Source organism: Janthinobacterium sp. EB271-G4-7A, assembly GCF_020858075.1.
Taxonomy (GTDB): Bacteria; Pseudomonadota; Gammaproteobacteria; order Burkholderiales; family Burkholderiaceae_D; genus Janthinobacterium; species Janthinobacterium lividum.
In genome coordinates, this window is sequence record NZ_JACYMI010000001.1 from 2,664,679 (window position 1) to 2,682,482 (window position 17,804).

15 protein-coding genes are annotated in these 17,804 nt (G+C 64.0%); 8 read left to right on the forward strand and 7 right to left on the reverse strand.

All coding sequences use genetic code 11. The features are described 5' to 3' along the window. From IGS58_RS11995 to IGS58_RS12020, 6 genes are all read right to left on the reverse strand, one after another. Positions 1 to 2,337, reverse strand: coding sequence for a M28 family metallopeptidase (locus IGS58_RS11995; protein ID WP_230521496.1), 2,337 nt, complete (start codon positions 2,335 to 2,337; stop codon positions 1 to 3). A gap of 186 nt (positions 2,338 to 2,523) precedes the next feature. Further along, complete coding sequence (locus IGS58_RS12000; protein ID WP_230521497.1) at positions 2,524 to 5,400, reverse strand: M16 family metallopeptidase; 2,877 nt, start codon at positions 5,398 to 5,400, stop codon at positions 2,524 to 2,526. 76 nt (positions 5,401 to 5,476) lie between these two features. Next, positions 5,477 to 5,824: a type II toxin-antitoxin system RelE/ParE family toxin gene (locus IGS58_RS12005; RefSeq protein WP_230521498.1), complete on the reverse strand. Its 348-nt coding sequence runs from the start codon at positions 5,822 to 5,824 to the stop codon at positions 5,477 to 5,479. Beyond that, positions 5,811 to 6,098, reverse strand: a complete 288-nt coding sequence (locus IGS58_RS12010) for a type II toxin-antitoxin system Phd/YefM family antitoxin (RefSeq protein ID WP_230521499.1) — start codon at positions 6,096 to 6,098, stop codon at positions 5,811 to 5,813. The genes IGS58_RS12005 and IGS58_RS12010 overlap by 14 nt, the downstream gene beginning before the upstream one ends. A 71-nt stretch (positions 6,099 to 6,169) precedes the next feature. Then, the gene (locus IGS58_RS12015) at positions 6,170 to 7,162 is read right to left on the reverse strand and encodes a sensor domain-containing diguanylate cyclase (RefSeq protein WP_230521500.1); all 993 of its coding nucleotides are present in this window, start codon (positions 7,160 to 7,162) and stop codon (positions 6,170 to 6,172) included. An 88-nt stretch (positions 7,163 to 7,250) separates the two neighbouring features. Then, the gene (locus tag IGS58_RS12020; protein ID WP_070259388.1) at positions 7,251 to 8,156 is read right to left on the reverse strand and encodes a sensor histidine kinase; all 906 of its coding nucleotides are present in this window, start codon (positions 8,154 to 8,156) and stop codon (positions 7,251 to 7,253) included. 286 nt (positions 8,157 to 8,442) lie between these two features. Here IGS58_RS12020 and queE point away from each other — a divergent pair, with 286 nt between their 5' ends. The 8 genes from queE to IGS58_RS12060 all read left to right on the forward strand — a co-directional run bounded on the left by queE (position 8,443) and on the right by IGS58_RS12060 (position 17,071). Beyond that, entirely contained in the window at positions 8,443 to 9,078 is a 636-nt protein-coding gene (gene queE, locus IGS58_RS12025; protein ID WP_230521501.1) for a 7-carboxy-7-deazaguanine synthase, read from the forward strand. A gap of 9 nt (positions 9,079 to 9,087) precedes the next feature. Next, positions 9,088 to 9,534, forward strand: coding sequence for a 6-carboxytetrahydropterin synthase QueD (gene queD / locus IGS58_RS12030; RefSeq protein ID WP_034785919.1), 447 nt, complete (start codon positions 9,088 to 9,090; stop codon positions 9,532 to 9,534). Beyond that, positions 9,527 to 10,036 (forward strand): tRNA adenosine(34) deaminase TadA, encoded by a 510-nt coding sequence (gene tadA, locus IGS58_RS12035; protein WP_070259392.1) that lies wholly within the window; start codon positions 9,527 to 9,529, stop codon positions 10,034 to 10,036. The genes queD and tadA overlap by 8 nt, the downstream gene beginning before the upstream one ends. Before the next feature lie 232 nt (positions 10,037 to 10,268). Further along, entirely contained in the window at positions 10,269 to 12,632 is a 2,364-nt protein-coding gene (locus IGS58_RS12040; RefSeq protein ID WP_230521502.1) for a TonB-dependent hemoglobin/transferrin/lactoferrin family receptor, read from the forward strand. 61 nt (positions 12,633 to 12,693) lie between these two features. After that, complete coding sequence (locus tag IGS58_RS12045) at positions 12,694 to 13,851, forward strand: hemin-degrading factor (protein ID WP_230521503.1); 1,158 nt, start codon at positions 12,694 to 12,696, stop codon at positions 13,849 to 13,851. Between the two features lie 163 nt (positions 13,852 to 14,014). Beyond that, positions 14,015 to 14,932 carry an alpha/beta fold hydrolase gene (locus IGS58_RS12050; protein ID WP_070259397.1) on the forward strand — a complete coding sequence of 306 codons (918 nt, stop codon included), beginning with the start codon at positions 14,015 to 14,017 and terminating at the stop codon, positions 14,930 to 14,932. Between the two features lie 37 nt (positions 14,933 to 14,969). Beyond that, positions 14,970 to 15,887, forward strand: a complete 918-nt coding sequence (ldcA, locus tag IGS58_RS12055; protein WP_230521504.1) for a muramoyltetrapeptide carboxypeptidase — start codon at positions 14,970 to 14,972, stop codon at positions 15,885 to 15,887. A 5-nt stretch (positions 15,888 to 15,892) separates the two neighbouring features. Then, a complete protein-coding gene (locus IGS58_RS12060) occupies positions 15,893 to 17,071 on the forward strand; it encodes a DUF418 domain-containing protein (protein WP_230521505.1) in 1,179 nt (392 codons plus the stop codon). Here IGS58_RS12060 and IGS58_RS12065 read toward each other — a convergent pair. Further along, entirely contained in the window at positions 17,068 to 17,784 is a 717-nt protein-coding gene (locus IGS58_RS12065) for an SOS response-associated peptidase (protein WP_230521506.1), read from the reverse strand. The genes IGS58_RS12060 and IGS58_RS12065 overlap by 4 nt on opposite strands. Positions 17,785 to 17,804 lie beyond the last annotated feature (20 nt).

Here is a 17,804-nt window from a genome sequence, read left to right on the forward strand (position 1 = left end):
CTATGGCGCCGCCTTGACGGCGCGATAGTAGCCCTTCCGGCTGAGCTCCTCCGGCGCATTCGCCACTTCATACGCGCTCAAGGCGATGGCGATGGCCGAGTATTGCTGCGCCGCGCTGAAAGGCCGCACGCTGTCATAGGTATCGAGCACCGTGTGATGCACGCGCGCATAGTCGAAATCGCCGAGCACGGTAAATTTCGGCGTCGGCACGCCATGCTGGCTGAAGACGGCGTCATCGCTGCCGGCGCGCGCATTCATCGCCTTGCCGGCATCGCGCGGCACGTCGTTGATGGTCGTGGCGAAGCCGAACACGGGGTGGATGTCTTGCAGGGCCTGTTCAACCCGGCCAAATACGGGTTTCCACGCCGAGGGAATCGCAATGCCGTCGATGGCACCAGGCCGGCCATCGCGGTTCAGCATCATGACGATATTGTGCAATTCCCCCGCATGCCGCTCGGCGAATGCGAACGAACCCTTGCGGCCGATTTCCTCCGCGCCGAAGGCCGCCAGCATGATGGTGCGGCGCGGCCTGGCATCGGACTTGGCCAGCAGGCGCATCGCCTCCAGCATGGTGGCCACGCCGCCGCCGTTGTCGGCCGCGCCCGTGCCGCCATCGTAGCTGTCGAGGTGGGCGCCGATCAGTACGATTTCCTCCGGCTTTTCCGTGCCCGGAATGCGGGCGACGACGTTGTGATACGCCACCGGCCCCGGATAGAACCAGTTGCGGATGTCAAACTCCAGGGTCACGGCTTCACCGCGCGCCAGGCGCTGGCGGATGTCGGCATATTGTGGCGCGGCCAGCTTGATGTCAGGCAAGGTCGGCAGGGCCGCCCACGCGGCGGGCGCGGCGCTGGCGGCATACAGCGGTTCTTCGCCAGACTGGATGGTGCCGAGGGCGCCGGCCTGCATCAGCACGCGGGTGATGGCCCTGGGCTGGTGGACGGTCTTGCCATCGCGCCCGCCACCGCTGTTTTCGCCGCCGGTCAGCACCCATTTTCCCTTGAATTGCGCGGCGCGCTCCAGCGCCTCTTCCAGGGTGGCCGGCCCCACGATTGCCAGGCCTTGCTGCACGCCACGCGTGCCGGCCGTATAGGCGGGCGTCGCCAGGCGCAGCGGCTGCTCCCGGGGCACCAGCATCTTGCCCGACCAGGGACCGCGGTTGAAGCCGACGGGCATCTGGCCCGCTTCTTCCAGCTCGGCTTGCACACCCCATTGCTGCAGCTGCATGCGCGCCCATTGTGCCGCATGCGTGTAGGCATCGCTGCCGGCCATGCGGCCGCCGAAGCGGTTGCTCAGGATGTCGAGCCAGTCCATTGCGCGCGGTTCGCTGGTGCCCAGCGCCACAATCCGGCGCGCCGTGGCGTCGCTGGATGGCGATGTCGTCGCTTCAATGCCAGCATCCCTGCCGGACAGCGTGGCGAGGAAGGCGGGCAGCCTGTCTTGCCGGCGCGCCGCCAGCGCCGCGTCCAGCTTGGCGGAACGGTGCAGCTTATCCTGTCGCAGCAGGGTTTCGTAGGCGCGCAGCACGCCTTGCATCCCCGCCAGGTCGCTGGCGCTTTGCTGCCCGGCCTGGTCCGGGTGTTCGATCTGGAAAGCCATCGCGCTGGCCAGGTATTGAAAGACTGTTGCCTCGCGGATGGCGGCCTGGCTGGCGATGGCCAGCCAGCTTTCCAGCGCACTGGCCGGTAAGGTGAAGTCGGGAATCGCCTCGATCCATGCGCCCAGCCAGGCGCCGTCGCGCTGTTGCACGGCCAGGGGATCGCGCTGCGCCTCTTGCGCCATCTGCACCACGCGCGCGCGTTCGGCCGGCGTGGAAGGGCCGCGCGCGGCGCCGCTTGCCACTGGCGGCGCGGCCGGCAGTGCCGGCGGCACATAGCGTTCCTTCAGCCGCGTGCCGCTCACAGGCTTGGGTTCATTCTCATCGGTTTCGACCAGGCGTTCGCCGCTCAGCACGTCGCCCTTGGCTTGCAAGGTCCAGCGTATCGTCACCTCGGTGCTGATGTCCTGGCCGTTGCGCCCCGTGCTGACGCGCTTGCCGCCGTGCCTGAAAATGGTGCCGGCAGGGCCTGGCGTACCCTTGACCGTGCGCGGCGGCGTGAGCTGGCCTCGTTCGTCGAGCCACGCGATCGTCGCGCGCCAGCCGGCTTGCTCTTCAGTAATGTCGAGGATGCCCGTGTCGATCAGGTCGACCTCGACGCCATTTGTCGTGGTCGTGCCTGTCGCCGTCTGGAATTGCCACTGTCCGGCGAGGGCCGGCGCCTGCGCGTACAGGGCGCCCGGCAGGGCGGCAGCGGCGAGGATGCACGTGGCGTAAAGGTGGGGATGGAGCAGGTGCATGGCTATCCTTGTCATGGTTTTCACTCGGGAAGAGTCGAAAAACAGTATGCGGATAAGCCGATTGCCAAGATGATACTTTGCGACCAAGACCGGGATTTAAGGCTTGAAGGCGGGTTTGGCCGCGCCGAATGCCAGATCAACCTCGTCCAATGCAGCTTGCCGGACGAGCTTGATCTGGCAAAACGCTTACTTCGCGAACGCCTGCGCCGCCGGCGTGACGGTGACGGCGGCCGGCTTGATGTTCAGCTTCATCGCGCCGATGACCTTGTCTTCATCGAGCAGCGCCTGCGGCTTGTTGCCGTCGTACTTGATGGGCGAAAACGCGTCGCTGACGAGCTTTTCCTTCAAGCCGGCCGCATCCTTGGCGACGATCACCACGGACAGGTTCTGCGCCGACAGGTGCTGCTTGATGGCGCGGTTGACGTCCGCCACCGTCAGTTTCGACAAGCCATCACGCATCAGCTTGGTGAACTCCGGCGTGCCATACCATTGCGAATCGAGCGCATAGCCCAGCTGCTGGTCCTGTGTCGACGTCATGACGAAGACGTTCTTCATCAGGTAATCGCGGGTGGTGGCGAAATCGTCCTGCGTCAGGCCGTTGTCGACCAGCTTGCCCAATTCCGTCAGGGCCACGCGCAGGGCGAAGTGGGCGTTGTCCGGCGCCACGGGGCGGATCCAGATTTCAAACAGCTGCGCCTTGCGGCCCAGGTTCGGGTTCGGGAAGAACTGGTACATGCCGCGCGGGAACGCTTCAATGTACGCGTAATCGCCATAGTTCATGCCGCGGATTTCACGGATGCGCTGATACAGGTAGGAATTCGAGGCGCGGTGCTCGCCCAGCCACGTCTTCGCCAGCCACAGGGCGGGGAAGTCCGGGTGCGTGCGCGTCACCTCCAAAGGCAAGCCGAAGGAAATCGCCGTGGCGCGCGTGTTCTTCTCGATGATTTCCACTTCCAGGCCCTGCGCCTTGCGGCCGACGGGTTTCACGGTGGCGGGCAAGCCGGGGCCGGCCGGCAAGCTTGCCAGCGCCTGCGTCAGCGAGGCCGTCATGGCGTCGGACACGTCGCCGGAAATGCCCACCTTGACGGCGCCTTGCGCGTAGGCGCTCTTCCAGAACTGTTTCACATCGTCGAGGGTGATGGCGTCGATGCCGGCGACCGTGCCCAGCACGGGGTGGCCGTACGGCGTGCCCGCGTAGACATTGGTTTGCAGGCGTTCCTTGGCGAATTCCTCTTCGTTATTGTCCTTCAGGTCCAGCAGCAGCGCATTCTTTTGCGCATCCTTCAGGCGGCGGAAGTCGTCTTCGCGGAAACCGGGCGAGAGCAGCAGCGGCAGGGCGATGGCGTTGAACTGCGTCCAGTTATCCTTGTGGATGGAGCCCGTAAACGTCGTCATTTCCTTGTCCGTCTGCTGGCTGAAACTGCCGGCCAGCGGGAACAGGGCCTGGTTGACCTCGTCGATCTTGCGCTCGGACGAACCAGCGGACGCCACCATGGCTGCCGTCAGCGCGGCCAGGCCTTCCTTGCCTTGCGGATCTTGCGCGGAACCGGCCGTAAACAGCAGCTTGTAGCGGATTTGCGGCAGCGCGGACTTTTGCACCAGCACGTCGAACTTCGCGTTCGAGGCGGCTGGCAGCAGGCTGGCCAGTGTCGGCGTGGTGGCGATGGCGGCCGCCATCGGCTGGTGCGACAGGGTCGTCACTACCAGCCCGTCGTCCGTCAGGTATTTGCGCGCGGCCGCCTGCAGGTCGGCCGGCGTCAGCGTATCGATCAGCCGGTAGTACTGGTTGATGGTGGCGTACGAGCGGTCGAAATGCACGAAGGAAGCCAGGGTGCCGGCGATCTGCTCCGTGTTGTCCAGCGAGCGGATCAAGCCGTATTTTTCCGCCGACTTGGCATCCGCCAGGTCTTTTTCGCTCACTGGCGTATCGCGCAGCTGCGCCACGGTAGCCAGGATGGCGTCGCGCACGTAGACGGCATCATCGATGTTTTTCACGCGCGCGCCGAGCACGGCCAGGGTCGGGTCGACCCGCTCCGGCGTCATGTCGAACAATTGGTCGACCTTTTGCTCGTTCTGCACCAGGCGCTTGTACAGCGGCGAGGTGCGGCCGAACGACAGCGACAGCAGGGTCGCCAATGCGGCCTGGTCTTTGTCCTTTACGGAAAACGCGGGCGCGTGGAAGCCGACGGCGACCCACGGCAGGGTCGGCGTGGGCCAGGCCACGTGCTTGTAGACGGGGCCATGCGACTTTGGCTCCACGGGCACGGCCGCCTGCTGCTTGCCGCGCTGCCAGGCGCTCCAGTACTTTTCCACCAGCGCGATGGCTTGCTGCGGTTCCACGTCGCCGGCGATGATGATGGTGGTGCGCTCGGGACGGTACCAGCGGTCGAAGAAGACCTTCGAATACGCGTACTGGTTCGGCATGTCTTCGATGTCCTGGATAAAACCCATCGTCGTATGCTTGTAGGTATGTGTCGTGTAGGCGCTGTCGCGCATCACTTCGAACAGTTTCGAGACGGGATTGGCGCTGTTCTTGTTGTATTCGCCCAGCACGGCCCGCGATTCCGTCTTGAACGCGTCTTCCGCATAGTCGAGATGCTGGAAGCGGTCCGCCTCCACCTTCAGCACGGTTTCCAGGTCCTGCTTGGCAAACGTCGTGTGGTAATTCGTCAGGTCGTCGCTCGTATACGCATTCTGGCGCGCGCCGGCGCGGGTGATGACTTCCTGGTATTTTTCGGGCGGATAAGCCTTGGTGCCGCGGAACATCATGTGTTCGAAAAAGTGGGCAAAGCCGGACTTGCCCGGCTCGACTTCATTGCGCGAACCCGTCTGCACGGGAATCTGCAGCGAAACCAGGTTGGGGAAGCCGGTCGGCACGATGATGATCTTCAAACCGTTGGCCAGGGTCTTTTCCGTTGCCTTGAACGGCAGCAAATCGGCCTTGCTGGCGGCAGCGCCGTGGGCGGCGGCCGGTTTGACGGGCGCGGCACCCAGGTTCGACGAAGCCATGGCCGACAGGGCCAGGGCGAAAGCGGGTAATAAAACGGGCATGATTCTTGACACGGGGGCTCCTTCTTTTCTTGGAATGTGGAAAGTGCAACGCCGCAGCATAGAATATTCGTGCCGCCCTGCATAGGGGCTAACAGTCGGGCCGCAGGATGCGCGCCGTCAAGTGGGCGAGGAAGTCGCGTTTGGTGGGCAAGAACATGCGGATGTACACGATGCCGTGCGCGCGCTCATGGTGATACACGACGCGGATTGCTTCGCACAGGCGTTGCCGCACATCCATGCCGACTTCGCGGGCGGCTTCGACGGGCGTGCTGCTGTCGGGGAAGGTCTTGAGATCGGCAAATAATTGCCGGAAAGCCGCGATGAACTGGGCATGGGCGGCCGCCGTGTGGCGCGCCTTGAAGTCGCTGCGCAGTTCATTGAAATCGGCTTGCGCGCTTTTCAGCACGACGATGCGCGCCATCTCAAACCTGGTCAAGGCGGGCCAGGAAGTCTTCTTCGGACACCACATCGCCACGCGCGATGTCCTGGTTGCCCATGGCGATCAGTTTCATGAATGCATGCTGCTCCTGCATGTGCCGCGCTTGCCGCTTGCCTTCCTGATACGCGCGCATGGACAGCACGACCATCTTCGCTTCGCCATTTTGCGTGATGATGATGGGCTCGTCCTGGCCCGCGTCAAAGCTGTTGACGATCTCGGTGGTATTGGCCTTGAGATAGGAAATCGGCTTGATGCGTTCCTTGAGGTCCATGGCGGCTCCGAAAGCGAAAAAAATACGATAGGACCAAATATACACCAAATTTGGTCGTGCTTCCTTGTTGCCTAGGTGAGCGTCGTTTCTGGCAGGCTGATGCGGTTGCGGCCCAGGTGCTTGGCGCGGTACAGGGCGCAGTCGGCCGTGTGGATCAATTGTCCCAGTTCCGTGCCGGGGCCGGGCAGGGCCGTGGCGGCGCCGATGCTGACGGTGACGCAGGCACTGGCACCATCGGCGCGCTTGCGCGGCAGTTGCAGCCGCTCCACGCGCTGGCGGATGCGTTCGGCCACGATGGCCGCGCCCTTGAGCGACTGGTTCGGCAGGATGACGGCAAATTCCTCGCCGCCATAGCGGGCCACCAGATCGTTCGTGCGCATTTCGCTGGACACGGCGCCGGCCACCTTGCGCAGGCACAGGTCGCCGCCCTGGTGGCCGTGGCTGTCGTTGTATTCCTTGAAATTGTCGACATCGACCATCAGCAGCGACAGGGGCTGGCCTTGCCGCTGGGCGCGCTGCCATTCGGCAAGGATGGTGTCGTCGAAGCAGCGCCGGTTGGCCAGGCCCGTCAGGCCGTCGCGCGTGGCCAGGCGTTCCAGCTCCACATGCGCGCGTTTTTCATCCGTCATGTCGCGCAGGGTTTCGACGACGGCGATCAGTTCGCCGTGATTACCATAGATGGGGCTGGCATCGACGGCCAGGTAGCGGCGCCGTCCCGTGCGGGGCATGTCGCACCAGTTTTCCGCGCACAGATTGTTGCCCGTGCTGCTGCGGTATTGCTGTTGCGCGTGCAGGGCGCGCATGTCGCCGCCGCGCCCGGCCAGCAGCAGGTCGGCCAGGGTGGGGCGCTCGTCGTTGTAGAAGCAGCGGCCCGGTTCGCGCGTGCGCAGCACTTCGGCCGCCGGCACGCCCGTCAATTGCTCGCAGGCGCGGTTCCAGATCATCACCTGGCCATGCGCGTCGAGGACAAAGGTGGGCACCACCAGCAATTCCATCATCTTGACGGCGAAACCCTGGGCTGCATCGCAGGGCGATGCGCTGGCATGTGCATGGCTATCCGGCATGTAAGCGTCCTTCTCGGGGTGAATGGGGCTGGCTCGCTGGCCATGATGCAATGTGGAGAGTCGATGGTGTTGATATTGAGCAATATTTTCACCGATGGAGCGTCGCCTCATCGTGGCAGCCTGGCAGGGGCAGCGACACGCGCAAGGTGGTGCCGGCGCCGCTGTGGCTTTCGATGTGCAGGCTGCCGCCGGCGGCGGCCACGCGCTCATGCATGCCGGACAGGCCGCAACCGAGGCGCGGTGGCGAGCCCGACAGCCCGACGCCGTCATCGCTGATGCGGCATGCCAGGGTGGCGCCCGTTTGCTGCAGGCATAGCTGGACATGCGTGGCGCGCGCATGGCGGGCGATGTTCGCCAGCGCTTCCTGCAGCGCGTGGTAGAGCAGGGCGCCATGCGCGCTGCCGGCGGCGGCGTCGAGCCGGTAATCGCAGCTGCAATCGATGCCCGTGGTGCGCTTGAAATCCGCCAGCAAGCCGTCGCACGCCGCTTGCAGGCCCGCGTCGAGGGCAGGCGGGCGCAGGTCGTGGATGACGCAGCGCAGCGCCGCGATGCTCAGGTCGACATTGCGCGCCATCATGGCCAGTTGCCGCGCCAGCAAGGGCGCCGCGTCATGCGTGCTGGTCTGCAACATGGCCAGGTCGATTTTCAGGGTCAGCAGATGCTGGCCCAGGTCGTCGTGGATGTCGCGCCCGATGCGCAGGCGCTCCTGTTCGCGCGCCTTGTTCTGCTCGCCCGCCAGGCGCGCCTGCTCGGCTTCCGCGCGCAGCTGTTCCAGCGCCTGCAGGCGCAGCGCCAGGCGGCGCAGGCGCCACAGCAGCAGCGCCAGCGCACCGAGCAGGACGGCGCAGGCCAGCATCGAAGGGGACGCTGCACCAGTCTGCAGCATCGGCCCGGCGGCATGGCCCGCGTGCAGGGAAGCGAGTGCAGCGGCCGCCAGGCAGGCCAGAATGCTCAGGCGGTAAGGCGGACGTATCCAGCGTTGCAGCATGTCCATGCTCCCCAAAAATGTTTTCCATCAGGCAATGCTCTTACAGAAAATATATTAACTTGGGGCTATTTATATTGTCTAAACGCAAAAGCTGCGCAGTTATGCCTGCCTGTGTGGCTTTCTTGCCCCCTGGATGCCGCGGCGGCAGGTGGCAGGCACGGCATTTGCACGGGAAGTGTCGTGGCGGCATATAATAGAGGGTTGTCAATCGGCTTTTGCGGTGACGGCGCAGTGCGCCAGCCTCGATGCGTTCGCCCTGCGCGATGACGCCAGCCAGCTCTTAGGAAATACAGTGACTTATAGCATCAAAGAGATTTTTTACACCCTGCAGGGCGAAGGCGCGCATGCGGGCCGTCCAGCCGTGTTTTGCCGCTTTTCCGGCTGCAACCTGTGGACGGGCCGCGAAAGCGACCGCGCCACGGCCGTGTGCCAGTTCTGCGACACGGATTTCGTCGGCACCGATGGCGAACTGGGCGGCAAGTTCAAGACGCCGCAGGAACTGGCCGCGCTGATCGACAGCCTGTGGCCGGCCAGCTACGCGCCGAGCAAATACGTGGTGTTTACGGGCGGCGAACCGCTGCTGCAACTGGACACGGGCCTGATCGACGCCATGCATGCGGTGGGCTTTACCATCGCCATCGAAACCAACGGCACCTTGCCCGTGCCGGCCGGCGTGGACTGGATCTGCGTCAGCCCGAAGATGGGCTCCACCTTGGTGGTGCACAAGGGTAATGAAATCAAGGTGGTCATTCCCCAGTTCCAGCAAGACCTGGCCGCCTACGAACAACTGGACTTCGAGAATTTCTTCGTGCAAGCGATGGACGGCCCCCTGGCCGCGCACAACATGAAGCTGGCCATCGAGACGTGCAAAAGCAACCCGAAGTGGAAGCTGAGCCTGCAAACCCATAAACTCCTGCAAATACCTTAATCAAATAATATGCTGACTATCACACGCAAGCTCGAATTCGACGCGGGCCACCGCATTCCCGACCACAAAAGCCAGTGCCGCAACCTGCATGGCCACCGCTACACGGTGGAAATCACCCTGGTCGGCCAGGTCATCGAAGCGGAGGGCAATTCCGACAATGGCATGATCATGGATTTTTCCGACGTGAAAACCCTGGCCAAGCAGCACCTGGTCGATGTCTGGGACCACGCCTTCCTCGTGTATGAAAAAGACACGGCCGTGCGCGACTTCCTGGCCAGCCTGCCCGACCATAAAACTGTCGTCATCGACCGCATTCCCACCGTGGAAAACCTGGCGCGCATCGCCTTCGAGATCCTGAAGGCGGCGTTTACCGACCATTTCGGCACGGGCTTGCACCTGCATAAACTGGTGCTGCATGAAACGCCGAATTGCTGGGCAGAAGTGACCGATGACTGAAACGCACGCTAGCGCGCAGGATGCGCGCTATATGCGGTTGGCCCTCGAGCAGGCCCAGAACGCGTGGGACCTGGGCGAAGTGCCCGTCGGCGCCGTCGTCGTCAAGGATGGGGTAGTCATTGCCGTGGGCTACAACCAGCCCATCGGCCGCCACGACCCCACGGCGCACGCGGAAGTGATGGCGCTGCGCGCGGCCGCCGACAAGCTGGGCAACTACCGCTTGCCCGGCTGCGAGCTGTACGTGACCCTGGAACCGTGCGTGATGTGCTCGGGCGCCATGCTGCATGCGCGCCTGGCGCGCGTGGTGTACGGCGCGGGCGACCCGAAGACGGGCGCCTGCGGTTCCGTGCTGAACTTGTTCGAGCAGCCTGCGTTGAACCACCAGACGGCCATCGAAGGCGGCGTGCTGGCCGACGAGTGCGGCGCTTTCCTCAAGCGCTTCTTTGCCGAGCGCCGCCGCGCGCAGGCGGAAGCGCGCAAGCTGGCCAATCCGCAGGCCTGACACCAGCCCTGACAGGGCAGGGCCGCCACGGCCTTGCCCAGCATGCCCTCCCTGCCAGCCACCGAGGCTGGCATTTTTATAACTGTTGCGAAATAACATCTGTCTAGACCACTTCGCCATTCTCAAATGAGAATGATTCGTGTTACAGTATTGTTTTCGCCAGCAAACTTCCCTTGCGCATCGTTATCGATCCGGGTTCAAGAGCCAGCCTTTACTCTTAGACCGGATCATCATGACTACTGTGCCTCTGCAGCGCTTCGCTGCGCCCGTTGTATCCCCAGTCCACCTGCCTGCCCGCCGCCACAACCTGGTGCTGCGCGCCGCCTTGCTGGGCCTGTTTGCAGCGCCGCTGCTGCCTGCCGTGGCCCAAACGGCCGCCATCAACGCGGGCACGGCCGCGCAGGAGCCGGCCAAGCTGCCTGTCTTCCCGGAAATCGTCGTCAATGCCAAGCAAGACTATGAGCGCCGCGCCGGCACCAAGACGGTGATCCGCAGCGACGACCTGGAGCGCCGTGGCGTCAGCGACATGGCAGGCATCGTGCGCTACCAGCCGCTGATCAGCACGCCAATGGCGGCATCGGGCGCCGGCAGCGTGTGGGATGGTTCGGGCAACACGGGCTATAACATCCGCGGCATGGAAGGCAACCGGGTCAGCCTGGACGTAGATGGCATTTCCCTGCCGGATGCGGCACCGAAGCCGGACGGCACCACCTTGAACGCCTTCGGCACGGGGCGTGACTATTTCGATCCTGAAACTTTCCGCGAGGTGCGCATCGATTCGGGCACGACGGCCGCCAGCGGCGCCAATCCTGGCCTGGGTGGCAGCGTGGCGTTCATCACCAAGTCGCCCGAGGATTACCTGGGCGCAGGCGTGGACCATTATGTGGCGTATAAATACGGCCGCGCCACGGCGGACCGCAGCAATGCGCACACCTTGACGGGTGCCGCCAAGCTCGGCGCCAATCTGCAAGGCCTGGCCGTGTACGTGCACCGCGATGGCGAGCAGACGGACAGCCGCGGCAGCGCCCCCGTCAATCCGGACGACTGGCATTCGAACGCCTTGCTGTCCAAGCTGGTGTGGGCCTTGCCGGGCGAACAAAAGCTGGACTTGACGGTCGACATGTTCGAGCGCAAGAACAAGCGCGATCTGCGCAACAAGGTCAGCACGTATTATCCGACCGGCGTGCAGCAGGACTCCACCACCAAGCGTACGCGCGTCAGCCTGGGCCACGATGTGGCGTTGAAGGACTTCGCCCTGTTCGACCGCCTGACGTCGAAGGTGTATCTGCAGAATGCGAAAATCGATGACCAGACGCAAGGCCGCTACACCTTCGGCAGCCCGTCGCAGCGCACCATCGATACCAGCTTCAAAAATGACAGCATCGGCCTGACGTCGGAAGCGTTCAAGCAAGTCAATGCCGACAATGCGCTGCTGTACGGGGTGCAGCTGGAGCAGAGCAAATCGCGCCGTCCATGGGTGGAAGACCGCACCATCATCGCCACAGGCGTGCACCAGATCACGCGCAAGAACCGTATGGCCGACATGGATGCCACCAAGCTGGCCGTGTACGTGCGCGACGACCTCAGTTTTAACCTGGGCGGCAAGAAAGCCGTGCTGACGCCGGGCCTGCGCGCCGACTACCGCAAGCTGGAACCGAAAAACCTGCAAAACTATGTGATCGCCGTGCCCAATGCCGCCAAGGAAGTGCGCAAGGAAAGCGATACCTATTTCACGCCGAGCCTGAGCCTGTCCGTGGAAGTGCTGCCGCAGATGAATGCCTATGCCACCGTGACGCGCGGCACACGCTTGCCGACGGCGGCCGAGCGCACGGGCACCTATGATTCCTTCAGCTATACGGGCACGGGCACCGGTTATGCCGTGCTGGGCAATGCGAATCTGCGCAAGGAAAACAGCCAGGCCTACGAGCTGGGCTTGAAGGGCGACATCGTCAAGGGCTTGAGCATGCACGCCTCCGTCTACCAGACGGAATACAAGAACATGATCGAGTATGTGGCGCAGGAAGACGATCCGGTCAATTTCCCCACCATCGTGCAGGGTCTGTTCCGTCCGGAAAACATCGGCGATGCCCGCACCTGGGGTGGCGAGCTGAGCTTGCGCGCGGAGCTGGGTGCCTGGTCGCCTGCCATGCAGGGCTACCGCGTCGACCTGGCCACGGGCGTGGCCAAGGGACGCTCCTTCAATACCCAGACGGGCCAGAGCGGCGGCCTGGCCTCGGTGGCGCCGCCCAAGACGGCGCTGACCTTCGGCTACGACCATGCGAACCAGCTGTTCGGCTTGGAACTGACGGCCCTGCATGCAGGCGAGAAACAGGCGCCGAACGACCTGTTGATGGGCACGACCGCGCCGCGTTTCAAGGTGCCGTCGTACACCATCTTCGACCTGTCGACCTACTGGAACGTGCACAAGAACGCCAAGATCATCGTCGGCGTGTACAACTTGACGGACCGCAAGTACTGGGATTACGCCGCTGCGCGCAGCCTGTCCGCCGGCACCACGGTGGCCAGCCGCGCGGAGATCGAGCGCTACGCCAAGCCGGGCCGCAACGTCGCCGCCAGCCTCAGCATCAACTATTGATTTTTACCGGGGAGGGGTACTTGCCCCTCTTTTTTTCCATGTTTGATTGAATGGTCTCTCTATGAAGTTATCCAAACTCGTTCTATCCCTGCTAGGCAGCCTGCTGATTGCAAACGCATATGCGGCCCCAGCCACTTTGGCGGAACGCTGGTCCACCTTGCGCACGGAGCAGCCGAAGCTGCAGATCCGCGACGCGGCGCGCGCGCTGGGCGTGTCCGAAGCGCAATTGCTGGCAACCAATATCGGCAAGGGCGTGACGCGCCTGCAGGCCGACGGCAACCAGCCGCGCGAAATCATGCGCGCCGCGCTGGACCTGGGCATCGTGCAAGCCATCACGCGCAATGAAAATGGCGTGATCGAAACGACGGGCGTTGCCAGCAAATTCAAGCAGGCGGGCGACAAGTCGGAACAGGCTGACGCCAAGCAGGATCCGGAAACGGAAGCGCGCCAGCGCAATATCGCTGGCGGCTACCTGGGCGGCCAGATCGATCTGCGTTTCCACTTTGAAAACTGGAAATACGCATTTGCCGTGGAACAGGCCGGCCGCGATGGCAAGCCGACGCGCAGCCTGCAGTTTTTTGACGCCAACGGCACGGCCGTGCACAAGATCTACCTGCGCAACGAGCCGGGCGTGGCTGTCTACGATAAATTGGTGGCGACGTTCCGCCTGCCGCAGCAAAGCGCGGAGCTGAACGTGCTGGCCGTGGCGCCGAAGGCGGCGGAAAAGCCGGATGCCGAGATCGATGTCAAGGAATTCCAGTTGGCCTGGAAAGACATGACGGACGTGCACCAGTTTGCGCAAATCATGCGTGAATTCCACCTGTCGCGCGAACAGGCCCTGCGCCTGGCGCCGGCCGGCGTGGTCGAGCGCGTGACGCCTGCAGCGCTGCGCACCCTGCTGGAAAACGCGGCGAAGGACAAGGTCGCCATCATGGTGTTCTTGGGCAACGAAGGCTTGACGCAGATCTACAGCGGCAAGATCGAGAAAACCATGGCTGCCGGCGGCTTCTTCAACGTGCTGGACCCGGACTTCAACCTGCACATCCGCGACACGGCCCTGCGCAGCGGCTGGGTCGTCAAGCGCGGCGGCGTCACTTCCGTCGAGTTCTTCGACAAGGACGGCACGCAAGTGGTCTCCTTCTTCGGCGTGCGCGAACGGGGCAAACCGCAGCCGCAAAGCTGGGTCGACCTGGCCGATTCCTTGCCTAAAGCCAAGTAAGCAGCACCGTTGATTCGTCACCGTTGCCGCGCACCGTACCGGCGCGGCAACACTTCAGCTGAGTGCCGCGTGCCGGTCTCATGTCTGAAGCACAATAGTGGTATGCTGATTACAAGGCCGCAGCGATCGTGCCTGCGTGCTGGTTCCTGGAAGAGAGGCAATCATGGCAACCATCATGGCGAACGGCCTGAACATAGCTTATGAGAGCCACGGCGACCCCAACGATCCGTGCGTGCTGCTGGTCATGGGCCTGGGCATGCAATTGATTGCCTGGCCGGCGGACTTCGTCGAAGGCATCGTCGAGCAAGGGTTTCGCGTCTTGCGTTTCGACAACCGCGACAGCGGCCTGTCGAGCAAGATGGCGCTGGCGGGCAAACCCTACCTGCCGCTGGCCTATGTGAAAAACCTGGTCGGCTGGCCCCTGAAAACTTCCTACACCCTCAATGACATGGCGGAAGACGCGCTGGGCTTGCTGGCGGCCCTGCGCATTGCCCAGGCGCATGTGATCGGCGTGTCGATGGGCGGCATGATCGCGCAAGTGATGGCGGCGCGCGCGCCGCAGCAGGTACTCAGTTTGACGTCCATCATGTCGAGCAGCGGCCGGCGCGGCTTGCCCGGCCCCACGCGGGCCGCGCGCAACGCTTTATTGCAACGCCCGAAACGCAACGCCAGCCGCGCCGAACTGATGGCGCACATGGCCGCCACCGTGCGCGTCATCGGCAGTCCCGCCTATCCCGTCTCGGAAAAACTGCTGTACCAGCGCATCGAGGCGGCGCTGCAGCGGGGCAGTTGCCCGGAAGGCGTGGCGCGGCAAATGGTGGCCATCGCCGCATCGGGCGAGCGCACGGCCTTGTTGCCGAGCATCAGCTGTCCGGCGCTGGTGATCCATGGCGCGGCCGACCCCCTGATTCCCGTCGCCTGCGGCATCGATACGGCGGCGCTGATCCCGGGCGCCCGGCTGGAAGTCATCGAAGGCATGGGGCACGACATGCCGCCCCAGCTGATCGAGCGCCTGCTCGCCTTGATCGATGTGCATCTGCAAGGTAAGATGGCGCCCCAGATGCGCTCCCAGCCAGCTTGAGCCAGGCGCGCCCCCCCCTTGACTAGCCGGGCATATTTTGAAGACACCTGAGATTGGCATCGCCATCGTCGCGCCGGGCGGTTATGCGCCCGACGAGGCGGCCTTGGCACGCGGTATCGCCCGCTTGCAGGCGCAAGGCGCCACCGTCCACAATTACTACGATCACGAACATAGATTCCAGCGCTTTGGCGGCACGGATGCGGGCCGCCTGGCGCAGCTCCATGCCGCCGCGGCCGACCCTGCCGTGCAGGTGGTGATCGCCTTGCGTGGCAGCTACGGCATCAGCCGCATCCTGCCCGACATCGATTTCGGCCTCATGGCGGACAGCCGCAAGCTGTTTGTCGGCTACAGCGATTTTACGGCCTTCCACATGGGCTTGATGGCGAGAACGGGCCGCGCCAGCTTTGCCGGCCCCATGATCTGCGACGATTTCATCCGCGACGAGCCCGAGCAATTTACGCTCGATCAGCTGTGGTCGTGCCTGGCCGGCCCCACGCACACGGTCACGGGTACGGCAACGGGCAATCCGCAGGTCGAGCTGAAAGGCAAGCTGTGGGGCGGCAACCTGGCCATGCTCGTGCATCTGCTCGGTACCCCATATTTCCCGGAAATCGACGACGGCATCCTATTCCTGGAAGACGTCAACGAACACCCGTACCGGGTCGAGCGCATGCTGCTGCAACTGCTGCACGCGGGCGTGATTGGCCGCCAGCAAGCCGTGGTGCTCGGCGATTTTTCCGCGTACAAACTCAGCCCCATGGATAACGGCTACGATTTCGACGCCATGCTGGCCTACGTGCGCCAGCGCCTGCCCGTACCCGTGCTGACGGGGCTCGAGTTTGGCCACATCCGCCACCGGGTCACCTTGCCGTTCGGCGGCCAGGCGAGCCTGCAATCGGATGCGTCCGGCTTCAGCCTGCGGGTGACCGATTACCCCACCCTGGCGCGCCCCTGAACTCCATGTCCGCCAGGCCCGGCAGGTTGCTGCATCTCGATGTGCTGCGCGGCCTTGCCGTGTTCGGCATCTTGCTGGTGAATATATGGGGCTTTGCCTGGGGCACGATTTCCTTGCGCTATGGCACCTTGCCGGCGCAGCCGCCCGTGCTGGACCAGCTCGTCATTTTTTTAGTGGCGGCGCTGGCGCAATTCAAGTTCTATCCCATCTTCGCGTTTCTGTTTGGCGCCGGCTTTGCCTTGCAGACACGTTCCTTGCAACGCCAACTGGGCAGCTGGGAGCAGGCGCGAGCGGCTTATCGGCGCCGGCTGCGCTGGCTGCTGGCCTTCGGCCTGCTGCACGGTTTCCTCATCTGGAGCGGCGACGTGCTGACCTCGTATGCCATCGCCGGCATGCTTATCCTGCCCCTGGCATCAGCCCGGCTCAGCCGCGTGCGCAACCGAGCCTGGCTGGTGGCGGCCGGCTTTTTGCTGTTCATGTGCCTGCTCATTCCCGTGGGCCAGCAGGGCGGCGCACCGGACATCGCGCGCGACCTGCACAGTTTTGCGCAGCGTTACGCCATTTACACGCAAGGCGGTGCGTGGGCCGTCGCCAAGCTGCGCGCCAACGATTTCCTCGTCTCCTTGCTGTACGCCGCCGTCATGCTGCCGCATATCATCGTGTTGTTCCTGCTGGGCATCTTGTCCGTGCGTTGTGGCTGGCTGACGCAGCCGCAGCGCCACCAGCGCCTGTGGCGCCGCGTGCTTGCCGTGGGACTGGGCGTGGGCTTGCCGTTCAACCTGCTGGCGGCGGGCGCCGTCGCGTGGCAAGTGGCCGATCCGTATCAAACCGTGTTTGACACGGCCCTGTTCGAAGTGTGCCTGTTTGCCGGCGGCCCCGTGCTGGCGGCCGGCTATGTGGCCGCGCTGATGCTGACCGGTCCTTTCATGCTGCGCTGGCTGGGCGCATGGCTGGCGCCCGTGGGCCGCATGGCGCTGAGCAATTATCTGCTGCAATCCTTGATCGGCACCTGGCTGCTGCAGGGGCCGGGTCTGGGCTGGGGTGCGACACTGCGTCCGGCCGAGATGCTGGGCCTGGCGGTAGTCATCATGGCGGGACAGGTACTGCTGAGCCGCTACTGGCTGCGGACGTTCCGCCAGGGACCGATGGAAGCGCTGTGGCGACGGCTGGCGCGATTGCCTTAATCCGTTCCCCAGTCAAACGCGCTCTGCGCCGCAGCCGGTGGCGGCGGCTTGGGCTTGGCAGACGGCACCAGCGGATTATCGACGGCATGCCATTCGAACAGTTCTACATCCAGCATGCAGCTGCGCGCCAAATGCAGCGCTTGCTCCGGCGTCAAGGCAGGGTCGAGCCAGCGGTGCGCGTCTTCCAGGCTGACGGCGACGGGGCGGCGGTCGTGGATATCGACCATGCCGCCCATGCTGTCGGCCGTCACCAGCACGAAGCCCGCTTCCTCGCGGTTATGCTTGTACGGCCCGAACTGGGCCAGCGCCAGCAGGAACAGGGGCGCGCGGTCCTTGCGGTGGATGTGCCACGGTTGCTTGCTGCCTTTCTCTCCCGTCCATTCATACCAGCCGGAAACGCAGACGATACCGCGTCCCGCGCGCAGCAAGGGCTTCCAGTAGGCGCCAGCGAGTTTTTCCAGGCGGGCATTGATGGCGATGGGGATTTTTTTCTTGCCGGGGGCGGGCACGGCTTGCGCGGCCCAGGCGGGGCGGTAGCCCCAGAAGACGTCATCGACCCTGTGGACGCCATCCTGGATATGCAGCACGGGCCGGTAAGTGCCAGGCGACACGTTCAGGTGCGGCTCGGCCTCGCTGTCGAACACCGCGTCGGTCCAGCCGAAGGATGACGCCAGCACGGGCGCCGTGTCATTTTGATCGAGTCGTCCACACATGCTGAAATCATACCCGATTG

Excerpts from the sequence above, each read along its gene's own strand:
- IGS58_RS11995 (WP_230521496.1), bottom strand. The coding sequence starts at position 2,337 with ATGCACCTGCTCCATCCCCACCTTTACGCCACGTGCATCCTCGCCGCT.
- IGS58_RS12010 (WP_230521499.1), bottom strand. The coding sequence starts at position 6,098 with ATGGACCTCAAGGAACGCATCAAGCCGATTTCCTATCTCAAGGCCAAT.
- IGS58_RS12015 (WP_230521500.1), bottom strand. The coding sequence starts at position 7,162 with ATGCCGGATAGCCATGCACATGCCAGCGCATCGCCCTGCGATGCAGCC.
- IGS58_RS12020 (WP_070259388.1), bottom strand. The coding sequence starts at position 8,156 with ATGGACATGCTGCAACGCTGGATACGTCCGCCTTACCGCCTGAGCATT.
- queD (WP_034785919.1), top strand. The coding sequence starts at position 9,088 with ATGCTGACTATCACACGCAAGCTCGAATTCGACGCGGGCCACCGCATT.
- tadA (WP_070259392.1), top strand. The coding sequence starts at position 9,527 with ATGACTGAAACGCACGCTAGCGCGCAGGATGCGCGCTATATGCGGTTG.
- IGS58_RS12040 (WP_230521502.1), top strand. The coding sequence starts at position 10,269 with ATGACTACTGTGCCTCTGCAGCGCTTCGCTGCGCCCGTTGTATCCCCA.
- IGS58_RS12045 (WP_230521503.1), top strand. The coding sequence starts at position 12,694 with ATGAAGTTATCCAAACTCGTTCTATCCCTGCTAGGCAGCCTGCTGATT.
- IGS58_RS12050 (WP_070259397.1), top strand. The coding sequence starts at position 14,015 with ATGGCAACCATCATGGCGAACGGCCTGAACATAGCTTATGAGAGCCAC.
- IGS58_RS12060 (WP_230521505.1), top strand. The coding sequence starts at position 15,893 with ATGTCCGCCAGGCCCGGCAGGTTGCTGCATCTCGATGTGCTGCGCGGC.
- IGS58_RS12065 (WP_230521506.1), bottom strand. The coding sequence starts at position 17,784 with ATGTGTGGACGACTCGATCAAAATGACACGGCGCCCGTGCTGGCGTCA.